A 15,686-nucleotide genomic window follows, 5' to 3' on the forward strand; every position below is an offset into this window, starting at 1 on the left:
AGGGCGAAGAAACGGAAAGTTTTTTATCTACATTCGGTAATTATATTTCTCGATCGACCCGATCTATCGCCCCCGACGATTCTCTGGAAGCTTCCAAAAGCCGTTGGGGTTTCCGATGCCAGAACCGCTTCAGATCGGTTTGGCCATGGGCAGGCTGAACTTGAATGTGCTGCCCTCGTCGGGGACCGATTCCACCCAGATGCGTCCGCCATGGGTTTTGACGATTTTTTGGCAGACCGCCAAGCCGACACCGGTCCCGCCAAAGGCTTCTCGGGGGTGCAGCCGTTGGAACATACGGAAGATCCGGTCATGGAATTGCGGATCGATCCCCATGCCATTGTCCTTGATCATGAATACCACCATGCCCCGCTCCGCCCGGCAATCGATGTCAATTTCCAAGGGCCGTTTGGGTGAGCGGTATTTAATGGCGTTGCTGATCAGGTTGATGGCCAGCCGCTCCAATTCCAATCGATAGCCGCGCACGGACCGGATCCGCTCCCCTATCCGTACCTCGGCAGCGGATTCCTCGATGCCGGGCCGCAGCTGGATCATGGCCCGCTCGACCAATTGCCGCATATCGATGTTCTCAAGGCGGGTTTCCCGGCGCCCCACTCGGGAGTATTCCAATACATCTTGAATCAGCGCATCCATGCGCTGGGCCCCATCGACGGCGAAGTCAAAGAATTCGCCTGTCTCTTCATCCAAGGATTCATTGATACGTTTTTTCAACAAGCTGAGGTAGTTGCTGATCATGCGCAGCGGTTCGCGCAGATCATGGGAGGTCACGTAGGCGAATTCCTCCAGTTCCGTATTGATCTCGCGCAGGCGCTGTTCGCTCTCCTTGATCCGGGTAATGTCCGAGAACACGGAAACAAAATTGATGACCTTGCCCACCTCATCTCTCACCATGTTGATGGTGATCAGTTCGGGATAGATATGGCCGTCCTTGTTCTTATTCCATACCTCGCCGTGCCAGCCACCGGACTCTTGCAGGGCTTTCCACATGTCACGATAGAAATCCCGGTCATGGCGCCCCGAAGACAACAACCGGGGCGTAAGACCGAGCACCTCGTCGACGCGATAGCCGGTGATGCGCGTGAAGGCATCGTTGACGAACAGAATACGTTCGTCCGGGTCGGTGATCATCACCGCTTCGCCGCTGTTCTTGATGACGTTGCTCAGCAGCTCCAGCTGGCGGTTGGCGGCCTTTTCCGCCGAGACATCCTGGGCCAGGGAAACCAACCGGGTCGGCAGCCCGTCGAAATCAAGCACCGGGAAAACCTGATGGCGAATATCTTTCAGTGACCCCGTATCCGATGAAATGCGGTACTCCATTTCAAATGTGTCCGTGGTTTTGCCTTGTTGTTCATAGGCTTCACGGACTCTTTTGCGATCTTCCGCCACCACCCGGTCAATCCAGATCCGAGGATTGACGTCCAACTCGCTGACCGTTTCTTCCCAGATGGTCTCGAACAAAGGACTGGCATGAAGTAGCTGTCCGGTTTCCAGATCCGTCATCCACAGGGCTAAATCAATGTGGCCTGTAATCTCTTTGAGCCGTGCCTCGCTGTCGCGCTGGGCCAGTTCAAGTTCCTTGCGCCGGGTAATGTCAGTAACGGTGACATAGATATCCTCCAACCCGGTCAGGCCGTTGGGACCATGGTGGTGGAGTTGGTGGGTGCCTTCGATGAGCACATGGGTGTCCCGCCGCCCCTTGGTCATCAAACGAACTTCCAACTGCTTATCGGCGGGTTGTTTGTAGAATGCCCGATAGCGGTTTCGCATGCCGTCGCGATCGCGCGGATCGACGAAATCGAAGAAAGGATGATCCTGCACTTCGATCTCGGGGCGCCCGATCATGCCCAGCAGGGTCTGATTGATTTGGGTAATGAGCCCGGCATTATTGAGCGTGGCATAGCCCACCGGTGCGTCATGATAAAGATGATAGAACTTGCGATAGGCTTCTTCGGCCTTGGATTTGGCGGCCTGGGACTGAAGTTGTGCTTCGCGCAGTTCCTCGTTTTGGATCTCCAATTCGATCTGCTGCACATGCATGTCATGGATCAGCTCGGTCAATTGAGCCCGGGGCAGTCTCTCCGCCCGATCCAATGACTTTTGCATGCGAGACTCGGCCTTGGTGCGCAACTCCTTGGCCCATGGCGTTTCCTCGAAGGATTTACGCGCTGCCATCGTTAAAGGCCCTTCCCTTCGATGCGCCGGGCAAAGGCGCAATTCATCGGCGTTCCGTCAATCATAATGATATTGGCGGCCACCTCCACCGGGACCAGACTCCCATCCCGAGCTTTATGATGGGACTGGAATACCAAGGTCCCTTTTTCCGATAGATCCGCCCAATGCTTTTTCCAGGACTCTCCGGTCCATTCGGTCGAGCTGATATCGGCAACCTTGAGACCGATCAGTTCCTCGCGCTCATACCCCAGATTGCTGCTGGCCATTTCGTTGACATCAAGGATGGTTGAATCCTCGTCGATCAGGAAGAACGCCTCGGGCGCCCTTTCCATCGCCGCCCGAGAAATCTTCAAGGAATGCTCAAATTTGTGGCGCTCGGTCATATCGTCAATGACCTTGATGATCGACGAGGGCTCTCCGTGGTCATCACGGACCAGCGACACCGACACATCGGCCCAGATGATCGAGCCATCCTTTGTCAGATAGCGCTTCTCGGTTTCGTAATGGTCCCTTTCGCCACGTACCAGCTGATCAAAAGGATCCATGTCGTTTTCAAGGTCGTCTGGGTAGGTAATATCCCGGATGGCCAGGTGCGCCATTTCGTTGTCTGAATATCCCAATAGGCCCCGAAGCGTCCGATTGGTCAGGATGGGACGCCCTTCCATGTCCAACTGCAAGATGCCGATAGGCGATGAATCGAAGATGACCCGGAATCGGGCTTCGCTGGCCCGCAGGTTCTCTTCGGTCTGGCGCCGCTCGGTAACATCCCGGACCACACCGTACATTTTGAACGCATTGCCGTCTTCATCGCGGACCACCGCGCCGGTCTCAGACATCCAGCGAACTGTCTTGCCATCGGGATAAAGGATCCGATGTTCGATGTTGTAGTCTGAATTTCCCTTTACCGCACTGGCAACGGAGGATTGCACGAAGTTCCGATCCTCGGGATGGATGGTATTAAGAAAGGCGTCGTAGTTCCCTGGGAACTGGCCCTTCTTATAGCCAAACATGGTTTCGATGTTGGCCGACCAGTAAAGGTCGTTGTTCTCAACGTTCCATTCCCAAGCGCCGATGTTGGACGCGAGCTGAGCCAATTCGTACCGGCGGGTGGTCTCGCGCAGGGTGTTTTGGATTTTCTTCAGGTCATCAATCTCGTTGAGTACGATGACCACGCCCGCGCGCACGTGGTTGCTGATCTGATAAGGCAGCACCCGCAATTGGAACCATTCTTCGGTCTCGGTCATCACCTCGCGGGAGACCTGCTCTCCACCGTCGTTGACCCGCTGAGCGTATTCCAACAGATCGCAATCTCGCAGCCGATGAGACAAATGACCAAAGGGTCGTCCGGTATCCGTGTCCAAGACATTGATCACCCGGGAGGCGCTGGCGGTAAACCGGCGCACATCCAAGTTCTCGTCCAGGAAAATCGAGATAACCTTTGTACTATCGACAAAATTATCCAGATCACTGGTCAGTTCGCTGAGTTCGGTGATCTTGCTCTGATACTCGGCGTTGACCGTGATCAACTCTTCATTGACCGATTGCAGTTCCTCGTTGGTACTTTGCAGTTCCTCGTTGGAAGCGACCAGTTCTTCGTTGGTGGCCTGCAGTTCCTCGTTGGAGGTTTCCAGTTCCTCGATGGATGCCTGCAGGTTTTCCCGGGTGAACTGTAGTTCCTGTTCCAAATCGGCGATGCGTTGCTCGGCTTCACGGGACACGTCGTAGGTACTGGACTCGGCCTGTGGCAGGCGCGGGGTGGTATCCTTGGCTTCACTGAGCATAACCACCGCCAGACGGTCCTTGCCACGCTGTTCGGGCAAGGGCTTGACGCGCGCGTTGACAGTGACCTTTTCGCCAGCCGTATTGGTGATCCGCATGTTGGTGAACGAGACTTCCTTGCCCGAGTTGAAGCTCTTTGACAATCCGGTGGATAGCGGAATGGCCAACTCGCGCACCACGGCCTTGGTCACGTCATTGACCATCTTGCCGGATGGGAAAACCAGGAAGTGGCGGGTATCGCCGATGACATGAACGATTTCCTGGCGGTCATTGACCACGATCATGAACGGCAGGTCTTCTTCGGCCAAGGCTTCCAGCAATCGACCGAGCGTGCGTTCCTCCTCGTAAGCCTGTTGTGCCGACGAATGAGCGGTGGCGGGGCGTGGGAAGGATGGCGGACGGTATTGGCCGGTGATGCTGAACCGATCCGAAGAGATCAGAGATTTGCGGCTGCCTTTGGAGCGGAAGATTTTCCAGCGATTGCTCACCGGCTCGAAATAGATTTCAGCCTCGCCGATGGATTCACTGGTCCCGAGCACCAAAATACCATTGGGCTTGAGAGAAAAATTCATCGATTCCATGACTTTGTGCTGCAAGACCTGTTGCAAATAGATGAGCAGGTTGCGGCAGCTGATGATATCGATGTTGGTGAACGGCGGGTCTTTGATCAGGTTATGCTTGGCAAACACCACCATCTCGCGGATCTGTCGCACGATGCGGTAGTCGTCACCTTTGCGGAAAAAATACTTGCTAAGCAACGCCGGGGGGATATCCGCCGAAACGCCTTCGGAAAACACCCCGGTGGACGCGCGCATGATGGCGTCTTGATCCACATCGGTGGCGAAGATCTTCACATCGACGGACTTGCCGATGTTCTCCATCACCTCGCGGAATGCGATGGCATAGGTATAGGCCTCTTCGCCCGTGGAACAGCCAGCCACCCAGACCCGCAGTTCTCGCCCTTGGGCCTCTTCGAGCATCTCTGGCAGAAATTTCTCGCGCAACAGATCGAACACATCCGGGTCGCGGAAGAAATTGGTCACGCCAATCAATAGTTCCTGATACAGCGCCCCTTGCTCGGTCTTGTTCAATTCCAAGAAGCGCACATAGTCGTCCAGGCTTTCAACCTGATTGACCGTCATGCGGCGTTCGATGCGGCGTACCACTGTATTGGGCTTGTAGAAAGTGAAGTCGATCTTCGAGCGTTCCCGCAACAGGGAAAAGATTCGGGTCAGTCCGGTTTTGTCTTCGAGCAGTCCACTGTCCCGGGCCTCGCGCGTCGAGATCGGGTGTTTGACATAGGCCATCAACTGGCTCGGCATGTCTTCCGGCGGCAAAATGAAATCAGGCAGCCCTCCGGCGATGACGCTCTTGGGCATGCTGTCGAATTTGGCCGTGGCTTCGTCCTGGACCATGACCATGCCGCCCAGTTCCTTGATCATGCGGCAGCCCCGGGTTCCGTCACTGCCGGTCCCAGAGAGAATAATGGCGATGGCCTTGTTTTCCTGATCTTCGGCCAAACTGTTGAGGAAGATGTCGATGGGCAGATTGACCGTGGTCGGACTGCGATCCTGATCCATCAGCAAAAGCTTGCCGTGGAAGATCTTCAGGTTCTTTTTCGGCGGAATCAGGTAAATGCAATTGGGCTCCACCGCCATCTCGTTTTCCGCCCTGTAGACGGGGATGGTGGTCATCTTGGCCACCAACTCGGCCATCAAGCTTTTGTAGTCCGGTGACAAGTGTTGCACGACGATAAAGGAAAGCCCCGAATCCGGGTCCATACCCTTGAACAGGCTTTGAATGGCTTCCAAACCACCAGCCGAGGCCCCAATCCCCACATAATGGGTTGGTTTCTGCTTCTCGGGCGTCGTGACGTCATCGGGTTGCGAGGATCCGACAACCTTTAGGTTGCGTACCATAACTCAGTTTTCCTGCTGCTCTTGGAAACAGAGGGGATTGTAACGTATTTCTCACGAAATCTGCGATTTAATTTAACCGGCACTTTGGTACCAAACCTCTGGCTTCACAAGCTTTTTTCCCATGAATACACCGTCAAAAATAGTTCAACCCGAGGGAAGTACGGAATTGACAGACATAATTCATGGAGTTGGTGGCGTCATCAATGATAGAGGCAACTTCCAGGTGAGCGGGCACCGTCTCGCCATTTTGCTTTTTCATCCAGATCTCCCCCTGCCATTTCCCGGTTTTCGCCACCGCCGACCAGATGGTTTCCCGGAACGCCGCATCGTCGTACATCAAGATGAATAGGTCCAAAGACCGCCCCAGACAGGATGCCTCGCCGTGGCCGCTGGAAAGGGTAAAGGCCCGGTTGACATAGCTTATGTGCAGATCGCTATCGGTGACCACCACGCTGAATCCGGAACGGTCCAGCACCTTGCCCAGAAGCTTCAGCTTGGCTTCATCGGCCTTGGCTGCCTCGCGGGCCTCGACCAACTCTCGCTCGGCCCTCTCCCGGTCACGAATCAGGTCTTGCCGTTCGAGGATTTTCTTGACGCTGGCGATCAACCGGTAAGCCACCTGACGGCTGGTTTTGACGAGATAGTCCGTGGCCCCCAGTTTCATGGCCGCGACGGCGGTGTCTTCGTTGCCCTGTCCGGTCATCATGATGATGGGGCAAAATTCCCGATCCGGGCGCGCGGCCAAGAGCTCCAGGACCGCCAACCCGTCGATCTCGGGCAAACGGTAATCCAGCAACGCACAGTCGAAGTCGTTATTGGCCAGGGCTTCCAATCCCGCGGTTCCATTGGTTTCCTCGCGGATCTCCAAGTCTTCCCAGTCGACAGATTCCAAGGCCCGGCGCAAGGATTCCCGGTCAACTTCGTCGTCGTCGATGATCAGAATTTTGGGCATGTGACGCTACTCGCAGGGCAATTCGACCACGCGCCAATAATGGTCGAGCATGGTGACTGTTTCCAGAAATCCAATTCCGGCGCGGCTCTTGACGATATAGCCGGCGATATTCTGGTCGTAGGCCCGCGCCCTGTCCTCGTCGGTGGCAGAGGTGGTCAGCATGAAGACCACCGACTGCTTCAAGTCAGGATCGGCGCGCAGGGCCTCAAGGAACTCAAACCCGTTCATGCGCGGCATATTGATGTCCAGCAGAATCAGATAGGGCCGATCCAACATCACTTGGCCGTTTGTCCCGCGCAGGATCTCTAGCCCTTCCACTCCATCGCGGGCGACGCGGACCGGATTGGCGATCTTGTGTTCGGCAAAGGCCCTTTTGACCCCTTCCACGTCCACTTCGTCGTCGTCCACCAAGAGCACGGTTACCGTTGCGGGGATCATGCCTTTTTCTCCGGTTGTTTTGGCCATGTGAAACGGAATGTCGCCCCCCGCCTCACATCCGGGTCGGATTCCATCCAAACCCGGCCACCATGCAACTCCACCGCTCTTTTGATCAAGGCCAAACCCATGCCACTGCCCTCCACTTCGTCGCGGGGCTTGAGAGTTTGGAAAATTTCGAACAGGCGGCCTTGGAATTCCCTTGGAATTCCCGGCCCATCGTCGGCCACCGAAAACTCGTAAAACCAGCCCGCATCCCGGACACCGATATGGATTTCGGCCTGTTCTTGGTCATGGTGCTTGAGCGCATTGCCGATCAGATTTCGAAACACCAATTCCAACGGCACCCGGGGGGTACGCAAGACCGGCATGGTTTCGTCCACCGTTACCGTTGTTCCGGTTGATGGTAAGGCCATGTCGAGAAGTCCCCTGACCATTCGCCCCGTATCCACCACCTCGGGTTCCTGATGCTGGCGACCAACCCGGGAGTACTCGAGCAGACCTTCGAGCAAGGCCTCCATCCGATCCGTCCGCCCTTTCAGCATCTCCATATGACGCCGATTCTCGTCGTTCAGGGAGTCTTTCAGGTCCTCGGCAAGCCAATTGACCAGATTCTCGATCCCGCGCAACGGCGCCTTGAGATCGTGGGATGCCACATAGGCGAATTGTTCAAGGTCACGATTGGATTGCGCCAGATCATGTTCCATCAGCGTTCGGGCCGCTTCATGCTGCAACAGAAAGCCGAGCACCGCCGTGCCGATGATATTTGCCGCATAGATCTGCGGCCACAAATTGACAACGGCGTACCAAGCTTTGCCCTCGGGCAGCAGAAAAACCACTGGCATGGAAATCAAGGTCGCCAGAATGGCAAGCGCAATCAACATACCCACGCTGGGCATGGGTTTCCCAATGCGGCCCCGTCGATGGTAGGTCAACCATCCAATCGCGCCGAATACAAAGATATAGATGACACCGCCCGACATGCCCGCGCCGCCCAGCGAAAAGCGGGTCGCGGCGGCGGCGAGGGTCGTTACCACGGCGGCTACCGGCCCTCCAATGACTCCGGATAGCAGGATCGGCGCGCCTCGGGTGTCGGCAAAGATTCCTTGCTCCAACTTGAACGGCAGCAACATGAGCAAAGCGGCGGTGAGCCCGAAAACCAGACCAATGCCGAGCGCCCGGCGCAGCGGCACGCTCTCTTGCAGAAAGAACCGCCATCGTCCGAATATGGAGATCGTCCAGGCAAGCAGGGACAGCAGCCCAAGATTGGTGATCAAGGCAATATACGACTGCCCAATGCTCTCGGCGATCAGTGACATGGCATCCCTTTCCACGAGCGCGCGAGCCTCCCCTATTGGGTCGCCTCACTCATCCGTATGGAGACACTATCAGGTCTTCCAAAAAGCTGAACCGATTTCGTTGCCAAAGCGATCCTGATCGGAAAGAAAAAGCCGCCGTGAGTCGACCTTAGGTCCTGTCACGGCGGCTCGTTATTCAGCCATTGCGGGCTTTGGCATAGCCCACACCTTCCAGGCTTTCCTCAATCTCTTCGAGAATCACCGGGTCGTCGATGGTCGCCGGGATCTTGAACTCTTGGCAATCGGCAATCTTCTGCATGGTGCCACGCAATATCTTGCCCGACCGGGTCTTGGGCAGGCGCTTGACCACCGTGGCGGTCTTGAAGGCCGCTACCGGACCGATCTTCTCGCGGACCATGCGCACCACTTCCTTGACGATCTCTTCGTCCGGGCGATCCACGCCGGCCTTGAGTACCAAGAATCCCAGCGGTAGTTGGCCCTTGAGCTGATCCGCCACGCCGATGACCGCGCATTCGGCCACGTCCGGGTGATGGGCCAGCACTTCTTCCATGCCGCCGGTGGACAGCCGGTGTCCGGCCACGTTGATGATGTCATCGGTGCGGGCCATGATGTAGACGTAGCCGTCCTCATCGATAAAACCCGCGTCGGCGGTCTTGTAATAGCCCGGGAAGTCTTCCAGATAGGCTTCCTTAAAACGCGCCTCGGCGTTCCAAAGAGTTGGCAAGGTGCCCGGGGGCAGTGGCAGCTTGACCACGATGGAGCCGATATCTCCCGGACCCACCGGATTCAATTCGTCATCCAGTACCTGCACGTTCCAGCCCGGCACCGCCTTGGTGGGCGAGCCCGCCTTGACCGGGAATTCATGCAAGCCCATGCAGTTGGCGGCAATGGCCCAGCCGGTTTCGGTCTGCCACCAGTGATCGATTACCGGCACCTTCAGGGTATCGATGGCCCATTGCAGGGTATCAGGATCGGTCCGCTCACCAGCCAGGAACAGGGTACGGAACCCGCTCATGTCGTACTGGCCGAGCAGTTCGGCGTTGGGATCGTCACGCTTGATGGCGCGGAAGGCCGTCGGCGCGGTGAACATCACCGAAACCTTGTGCTCGGCGATCACCCGCCAGAACACGCCCGCATCGGGGGTGCCCACGGGCTTGCCTTCAAACACCAAAGTCGTATTGCCATTGAGCAGTGGCGCATAGCAGATATAGGAGTGACCAACCACCCAGCCCACATCGGAAGCGGCCCAATAGACTTCGCCCGGCTCCACGTTATAGACATTCTTCATGGTCCACTTGAGCGCCACGGCATGTCCGCCATTGTCGCGCACCACGCCCTTGGGCTGGCCGGTGGTCCCGGAAGTATAGAGGATATAAAGCGGGTCGGTGGCCGCCACCGGCACGCAGGCCGCCGGTTCCGCCGCCGCCGCCGCTTCGGCCCAATCGAAGTCCCGGCCTTCGATCAGATCGGCCACGGCTTGTTCCCGTTGCAAGATGAGTGTGGCGGAAGGTTTGCTGGTGGCCAGGCTGATCGCTTCGTCGAGCAGCGGCTTGTAGGCGATGACACGCCCCGGCTCGATGCCGCAGGAAGCGGAAACAATCGCCTTGGGTTGGGCATCATCAATGCGAACGGCCAGTTCATTGGCCGCGAAACCACCAAACACGACCGAATGCACCGCGCCCAGACGGGCACAGGCCAACATGCCCACCAGGGCCTCGGGGACCATGGGCATATAGATCAACACCCGGTCGCCCTTGTTTACTCCGCGATCCCGCAAGGCACCCGCGAAGGCCGCCACTTGGTTTTGCAGTTCGGCATAAGTGATGGTGCGTTTGGTATCGGTGATGGGGCTGTCGTAAATGATCGCCGCCTGTTCGCCCCGACCTTCCTCGACATGGCGATCGACAGCGTTGTAGCAGGTATTCATCTCACCGCCAGCGAACCAGCGGTACATCGGGGCATTGCTGTCATCGAGCACACGATCCCACTTCTTGGTCCAGACGATCTCTTCCGCCGCTTTACCCCAGAATCCTTCCGGGTCTTCCAGCGACTGTTGATAGGCCAGATCATAGGCGTTGCTCATCAGTTCTCCCCTTTGTGTCTCGATTGATTCTACCTACTCCATTGGGCAGGATCCACCCTGCCCAAGGTGGGGAAGAATGCCCAAAAACGACCGATCATGCAAAGAAGATTTGTGACTCTTTTGTATTGCCACTGCGAAATCCATGGATTGGTATGTTATCCTGCGGCCTATTGGCGAGAGTCTTGGAGAATTTCATGCGATTGGTCTTTCTTTTCAGTCTGGTTGTGTTCGCTGGTGCGGCGAGCGTTGCGCAGGCCGAAGACGAGGCCGCTCTGGATGATCGCGGCACATTCACCATGGTCTTGGAAAACGATCTGTTCGGCGGCGGGACCGACCAGCATTACACCCATGGCACCCGCTTTGCCTGGCTATCCCCCGAAGGGGATGTGCCGCCAAAAGTGGAGGAATGGGCCAATCTGATGCCGCTGTTCGCCGAAGGAGGCAGCAAGCGCGTTTCCTATACCCTGGGACAAAACATCTATACCCCGAGCGATATCCGCATTGCCCAGTTGATCCCCAATGAGCGCCCTTATGCGGGCTGGCTTTATGGCGGTGTCGGGCTGGCTTCGGACACCGGCAGGCGCCTGGACAACCTGCAACTGTCCATTGGCATGGTCGGACCGGCGGCCCTGGCCGGAGAGACTCAGGCTTTTGTGCATAACATTATCGATAGCCCCGATCCCAAGGGCTGGAGCCACCAGTTGCACAACGAACCGGGGATCGTGCTGACCTATGAGCGGCAATGGCGCAACTGGTACGAATTCGATTTCCTCGGATTGGAAGTGGATGCCACGCCCCGCGCCGGAGGCAGCTTGGGCAACATCTATACCCACGCCGAAGTCGGCCTAACCGCGCGTGTCGGCGATGATCTACCCTCGGACTACGGCCCGCCGCGGATCCGCCCCAGCCTGCCCGGATCCGACTTCTTCCTCCCCACCGAGGGTCTCGGCTGGTACTTATTCGCGGGAGTCGGTGGACGACTGGTGGGCCGCAACATTTTCCTGGATGGCAACAGCTTTCGCGGCAGCCATAGCGTCGACAAAGAACGCCTGGTTGGCGATCTGCAAGGGGGCTTGGCCGTCACCTGGGGCCGCGTGCGGGTCGCCTATACCCATATCATCCGGTCCAAGGAATACGTCGGCCAAGGGGCCATTGACCGCTTCGGGGCGTTGTCATTGTCGGTGCGCTTTTAGGCTTTCTGGCTATCGCCCAGCACCTTGAGGACAAGGATGATGGCTGATAAGCCTCGATTTTGTCATGTTTGTCCGGGCCCGATTGGACCCGACATGTCATGTTTGTCCGGGCCCGATTGGACCCGACATGTCATGTTTGTCCGGGCCCGATTGGACCCGACAGGCGCCAACAGGCTGCTGAAAAAGTCCGATTTCGAGCCTGTGGCGACACATGCTTCGACAAGCTCAGCATGAGGACCTTTGAATTTTCAACATGTTAGCCTCACCCTGAGCTTGTCGAAGGGCGAGGCGGGCCGTAGAACAACACTTTCTTAGCAGCCTGCGAAAAGCTTTAGTGCCAGCGAACGGTGTTGCGTCCATCTTGCTTTGCTTGGTAAAGGGCACCGTCGGCCCGACCCAGCAAGCGGTCGGCATTGTCGTCCTCGTGCACCTGAGTGACCCCCAGACTCGCCGTTATGGGCGCGCCATCCGGCAACTTCGCCAGGGAGGCCTGTTCAATGGCCAGCCTGATTTTCTCGGCCAGGGTTATGGCATTCTTCAAGGGGCAGTCGTGGGCCAGAACGATCAGTTCCTCCCCGCCCCAGCGGCACAGAACATCCGAACTGCGCACATCCTTGTCTACGATTTCGGCAATTTCACGGATCACCCGGTCCCCTTCAAGATGGCCCAGCGTGTCATTGACCCGCTTGAAATGGTCAATATCCAGCAGCAGGATCGAAAACGGTTTGTTGTCCCGTTGATGGCGCTTCAGCGCCTGATCCATGGTCACGTCGAAAACTGCCCGGTTGCCAATACCCGTGAGACCATCGGTGGTCGCCATGGATTCCAGCCGATTGTGGAATCGGTTCACCGTATACATGACGATCAACAAAGTCAGGCCAACGACTCCTAGTCCGACGACGGTATTGGTCAAGAGGCTTTCGCGGATTCCCGCCAAGGCATCGGATTCCCGCTGCTCCACCACCACCCGCCATTTGAGTTCCGGGATATGGCGGGTGCTGACCAACATGGTTTCGCCATCCCGGTCGTATTCGTAGAAACCTTGGTCGGTGGTCAGAATATCCTTGGCGATGGCCGCCATACCCGGCGCGGATAGCAGGGAATCCTCGACGACCACGGCGCCTTCTGAGCGCACCATAATGGCCCCTTCGTCATCGACGAAATACACATGCCGCCCAAAATGCTGTTTGTAGCGGTCGACAATCCGGGCCACCGTCCCGAACTCCAGCCCCACCCCCGTAGCGGCCAGATAGTTTCCTTCTCGGTCAAATACTTTGTGATTGATGAAAATGGTCAGAGCGTTTTCCTGCTCTTCATTGGAATCCACATTGAGTTCGTGATCTTCGCGCATATCCCGAACGCGGAAGAACCAGGCATCCTTGGGATCCGTCTCTGAAACCACCTGGGTGACACCGCTGAAGTGGTAGTAATTGCGCGTGGCATCGGAAATGAGAAAACTGGTGAACAGGTCGTAATTCCGCCGGATCTCGTCCAAATAGCGAATCAGTTTTTCCGGGTCTTTCTCGCCTGAGAGTAGCCAGTCCTGAACAAAGGTATCGGCCGCCATCAAGGAGGCGACGAATACCGGCCGCAACAGGTCGCGTTGTATCTCGGAGTAGATATTATTGCTGGTGAGCGGCAATTCGTTGTCGATCAGGGCCAGACGCAGGCTGTTCTTGGACACATAATAGCTGGTCAGGTTGGTGGTTAGAAACCCGGCCACCAGAATCAGACTGATGACCGCAACCAACGGCCCGCGTACGGAAAAGACACTTTTCATCAAGACCCTGTGGCATCGCCAATTCGTTCAACTCAAACCGGCATGACTATCAGGGTTTAGGCAGGCCGAATGCAAGCGGCTTATGTTCAGTGGCGGGAATAATACCCGGGACCGCGTTTACTTCTCCACCGGATAACTCTTGCGCTTCCAGGCAGATACCCCGCCGGAGACCACCTTTAGGTTGGCAAATCCCGCCTTCTTGAGCGCGCGCGCGGCGTTGGCGGAGCGGTTGTCGGTACGGCAGATGGCATAGACCGGATGAGTCTTGTAGTCGTCCAGGGCCCCACCGAGTTGGTTGAGCTTTGCGGAAATGTCACCCAGAGGAAGGTTCACCGAGCCGGGCACGCGCCCTTCGGCAAACTCGGAATTCGTTCGCACATCGATCACCACCAAGTCTTCGCCCGCATCCATCTTACCCTTTAACTCATCCACCGGCACAAAAGGCACGCCGGCCATGATCCGCGGTATATAGCGCATGGACAAAAACGCCAAGGCGATGACCAAGGCGGTGACAAGAAGATTGCTATCGAGTTCCATGGTCGGCTTCCCCCGTTCCGAATGAGGGCGCATGAAAGAGTTTCCAGACCGCGCTTGTCAAGTGGTGCGTGACTTTTCAGCCCGGGACCGATAAAGAACCGCCATGAATGATCCATCATCCCCTCCCAAGCCGGTCCATGTGATCGGCGGTGGTCTGGCGGGCAGCGAAGCCGCTTGGCAGTTGGCCTCTGCCGGGGTCCCGGTGATCCTGCACGAGATGCGGCCCCAGCGGACCACCGACGCCCATGCCACCGACGGACTGGCCGAATTGGTCTGTTCCAATTCCCTGCGCTCCGATGACCGGACCAGCAGCGCCGTGGGCCTACTGCACGAGGAAATGCGCCGCTGTGGCTCGTTGATCCTGCAAAGCGCCGATACCCATCGGGTCCCCGCCGGTGGGGCACTGGCGGTGGACCGCGAAGCCTTCTCCCAGGCTGTCCAAAAGGCATTGGAAGAACACCCCCTGGTCACCCTGGCCCGCGAGGAAGTGGTTGGCCTGCCGCCGGAAGACTGGGACAGCGTCATCATTGCCACCGGACCGCTGACCTCCCCTGCCATGGCGGCGGCGATTACCGAGGAAACCGGCGAAGACTCCCTGGCCTTTTTTGATGCCATCGCGCCGATCATTCATAAAGACAGCATCGACTTCGAAAAGGCTTGGTTTCAATCCCGCTACGACAAGGGCGATGGCGCCGACTACATCAACTGCGCCATGGACGACGCGCAATACCATGCCTTCATCGATGCCTTGCTGAATGGCGAGAAAACCGAGTTCAAGGACTGGGAGCGCAACACCCCCTATTTCGAGGGCTGCCTGCCTATCGAGGTCATGGCCTCGCGTGGCCCGGAAACACTGGCCCATGGCCCCATGAAACCGGTGGGGCTGACCAACCCCCGCGCACCGGACAGACGGTCTTATGCCGTCGTCCAGTTGCGCCAGGACAATGCCCTGGGCACGCTCTACAACATGGTCGGTTTTCAGACCAAGCTGACCTATGGGGAGCAAAAACGGGTTTTTCGGATGATCCCTGGCCTGGAGAATGCCGAATTCGCTCGCCTCGGCGGCCTGCACCGCAATACCTTCCTCAACGCCCCCCGACTGCTGGATGCTCGACTACGGCTGAAATCCCGCCCGGCGCTGCGCTTTGCCGGGCAAATCACCGGCTGCGAGGGCTATGTGGAGAGCGCCGCCGTGGGCTTGCTGGCCGGGCAGTTCGCCGCCGCCGACCGGCTTGATGTAACGCCGCCGCCGCCGCCCGCCACCACCGCTCTGGGCGCCCTGCTTGACCACATAACCCGCGGTGCCGACGCCGCCACCTATCAGCCCATGAACGTCAACTTCGGCCTGCTGCCCGAACTCACCGAGCGCAACGCCAAGGGCCGCCCTCTGAAAGGCCGTGATCGAAAAGCCGCCTATGGCCGCCGGGCATTGGCCGATCTGGACGACTGGCTGAGAAACGGTGGTCGGTTGATCGCATAAATCGCTTCAGCCCGCCGGT

At 57.5% G+C, this 15,686-nt stretch carries 10 protein-coding genes; 2 read left to right on the forward strand and 8 right to left on the reverse strand.

Going from position 1 to position 15,686, the window contains the following annotated elements:
* Positions 1–129: 129 nt before the first annotated feature.
* From MGMAQ_RS19655 to MGMAQ_RS11805, 6 genes are all read right to left on the reverse strand, one after another.
* Positions 130–2,190 carry a PAS domain S-box protein gene (locus tag MGMAQ_RS19655; protein ID WP_052716354.1) on the reverse strand — a complete coding sequence of 687 codons (2,061 nt, stop codon included), beginning with the start codon at positions 2,188–2,190 and terminating at the stop codon, positions 130–132.
* Positions 2,191–2,192: 2 nt separating this feature from the next.
* Complete coding sequence (locus MGMAQ_RS11785; protein WP_052716355.1) at positions 2,193–5,888, reverse strand: PAS domain S-box protein; 3,696 nt, start codon at positions 5,886–5,888, stop codon at positions 2,193–2,195.
* A 133-nt stretch (positions 5,889–6,021) separates the two neighbouring features.
* A complete protein-coding gene (locus tag MGMAQ_RS11790) occupies positions 6,022–6,840 on the reverse strand; it encodes a response regulator (RefSeq protein ID WP_046021689.1) in 819 nt (272 codons plus the stop codon).
* A 6-nt stretch (positions 6,841–6,846) separates the two neighbouring features.
* Positions 6,847–7,278 (reverse strand): response regulator, encoded by a 432-nt coding sequence (locus tag MGMAQ_RS11795; RefSeq protein ID WP_046021690.1) that lies wholly within the window; start codon positions 7,276–7,278, stop codon positions 6,847–6,849.
* Complete coding sequence (locus MGMAQ_RS19660) at positions 7,275–8,594, reverse strand: ATP-binding protein (RefSeq protein ID WP_052716356.1); 1,320 nt, start codon at positions 8,592–8,594, stop codon at positions 7,275–7,277. Before MGMAQ_RS19660 ends, MGMAQ_RS11795 begins: the two co-directional genes overlap by 4 nt.
* Positions 8,595–8,769: 175 nt before the next feature.
* A complete protein-coding gene (locus MGMAQ_RS11805; protein ID WP_046021691.1) occupies positions 8,770–10,677 on the reverse strand; it encodes a propionyl-CoA synthetase in 1,908 nt (635 codons plus the stop codon).
* A gap of 194 nt (positions 10,678–10,871) precedes the next feature.
* On the opposite strand from MGMAQ_RS11805, the gene MGMAQ_RS11810 reads away from it, so the two are divergent.
* The gene (locus MGMAQ_RS11810) at positions 10,872–11,870 is read left to right on the forward strand and encodes a lipid A deacylase LpxR family protein (protein ID WP_046021692.1); all 999 of its coding nucleotides are present in this window, start codon (positions 10,872–10,874) and stop codon (positions 11,868–11,870) included.
* Positions 11,871–12,201: 331 nt separating this feature from the next.
* Here MGMAQ_RS11810 and MGMAQ_RS11815 read toward each other — a convergent pair whose 3' ends face one another.
* Together MGMAQ_RS11815 and MGMAQ_RS11820 are read right to left on the reverse strand one after the other, a co-directional pair.
* Positions 12,202–13,650 carry a sensor domain-containing diguanylate cyclase gene (locus MGMAQ_RS11815; RefSeq protein WP_046021693.1) on the reverse strand — a complete coding sequence of 483 codons (1,449 nt, stop codon included), beginning with the start codon at positions 13,648–13,650 and terminating at the stop codon, positions 12,202–12,204.
* Between the two features lie 117 nt (positions 13,651–13,767).
* Positions 13,768–14,220, reverse strand: coding sequence for a rhodanese-like domain-containing protein (locus MGMAQ_RS11820; protein ID WP_052716357.1), 453 nt, complete (start codon positions 14,218–14,220; stop codon positions 13,768–13,770).
* Between the two features lie 70 nt (positions 14,221–14,290).
* Between MGMAQ_RS11820 and trmFO the strand changes: the two genes are divergently transcribed.
* On the forward strand, positions 14,291–15,667 hold the full coding sequence (gene trmFO / locus MGMAQ_RS11825) for a methylenetetrahydrofolate--tRNA-(uracil(54)-C(5))-methyltransferase (FADH(2)-oxidizing) TrmFO (protein ID WP_046021694.1): 1,377 nt from the start codon (positions 14,291–14,293) through the stop codon (positions 15,665–15,667).
* Positions 15,668–15,686: the final 19 nt, after the last annotated feature.

The organism is Magnetospira sp. QH-2 (assembly GCF_000968135.1).
GTDB lineage: Bacteria > Pseudomonadota > Alphaproteobacteria > Rhodospirillales > Magnetospiraceae > Magnetospira.

Bases quoted from the DNA above. Each gene is read 5' to 3' on its own strand.
- MGMAQ_RS11810 (WP_046021692.1), top strand. From the start codon at position 10,872: ATGCGATTGGTCTTTCTTTTCAGTCTGGTTGTGTTCGCTGGTGCGGCG.
- trmFO (WP_046021694.1), top strand. From the start codon at position 14,291: ATGAATGATCCATCATCCCCTCCCAAGCCGGTCCATGTGATCGGCGGT.
- MGMAQ_RS11805 (WP_046021691.1), bottom strand. From the start codon at position 10,677: ATGAGCAACGCCTATGATCTGGCCTATCAACAGTCGCTGGAAGACCCG.
- MGMAQ_RS19660 (WP_052716356.1), bottom strand. From the start codon at position 8,594: ATGTCACTGATCGCCGAGAGCATTGGGCAGTCGTATATTGCCTTGATC.
- MGMAQ_RS11815 (WP_046021693.1), bottom strand. From the start codon at position 13,650: ATGAAAAGTGTCTTTTCCGTACGCGGGCCGTTGGTTGCGGTCATCAGT.
- MGMAQ_RS11795 (WP_046021690.1), bottom strand. From the start codon at position 7,278: ATGATCCCCGCAACGGTAACCGTGCTCTTGGTGGACGACGACGAAGTG.
- MGMAQ_RS11820 (WP_052716357.1), bottom strand. From the start codon at position 14,220: ATGCGCCCTCATTCGGAACGGGGGAAGCCGACCATGGAACTCGATAGC.
- MGMAQ_RS11790 (WP_046021689.1), bottom strand. From the start codon at position 6,840: ATGCCCAAAATTCTGATCATCGACGACGACGAAGTTGACCGGGAATCC.
- MGMAQ_RS11785 (WP_052716355.1), bottom strand. From the start codon at position 5,888: ATGGTACGCAACCTAAAGGTTGTCGGATCCTCGCAACCCGATGACGTC.
- MGMAQ_RS19655 (WP_052716354.1), bottom strand. From the start codon at position 2,190: ATGGCAGCGCGTAAATCCTTCGAGGAAACGCCATGGGCCAAGGAGTTG.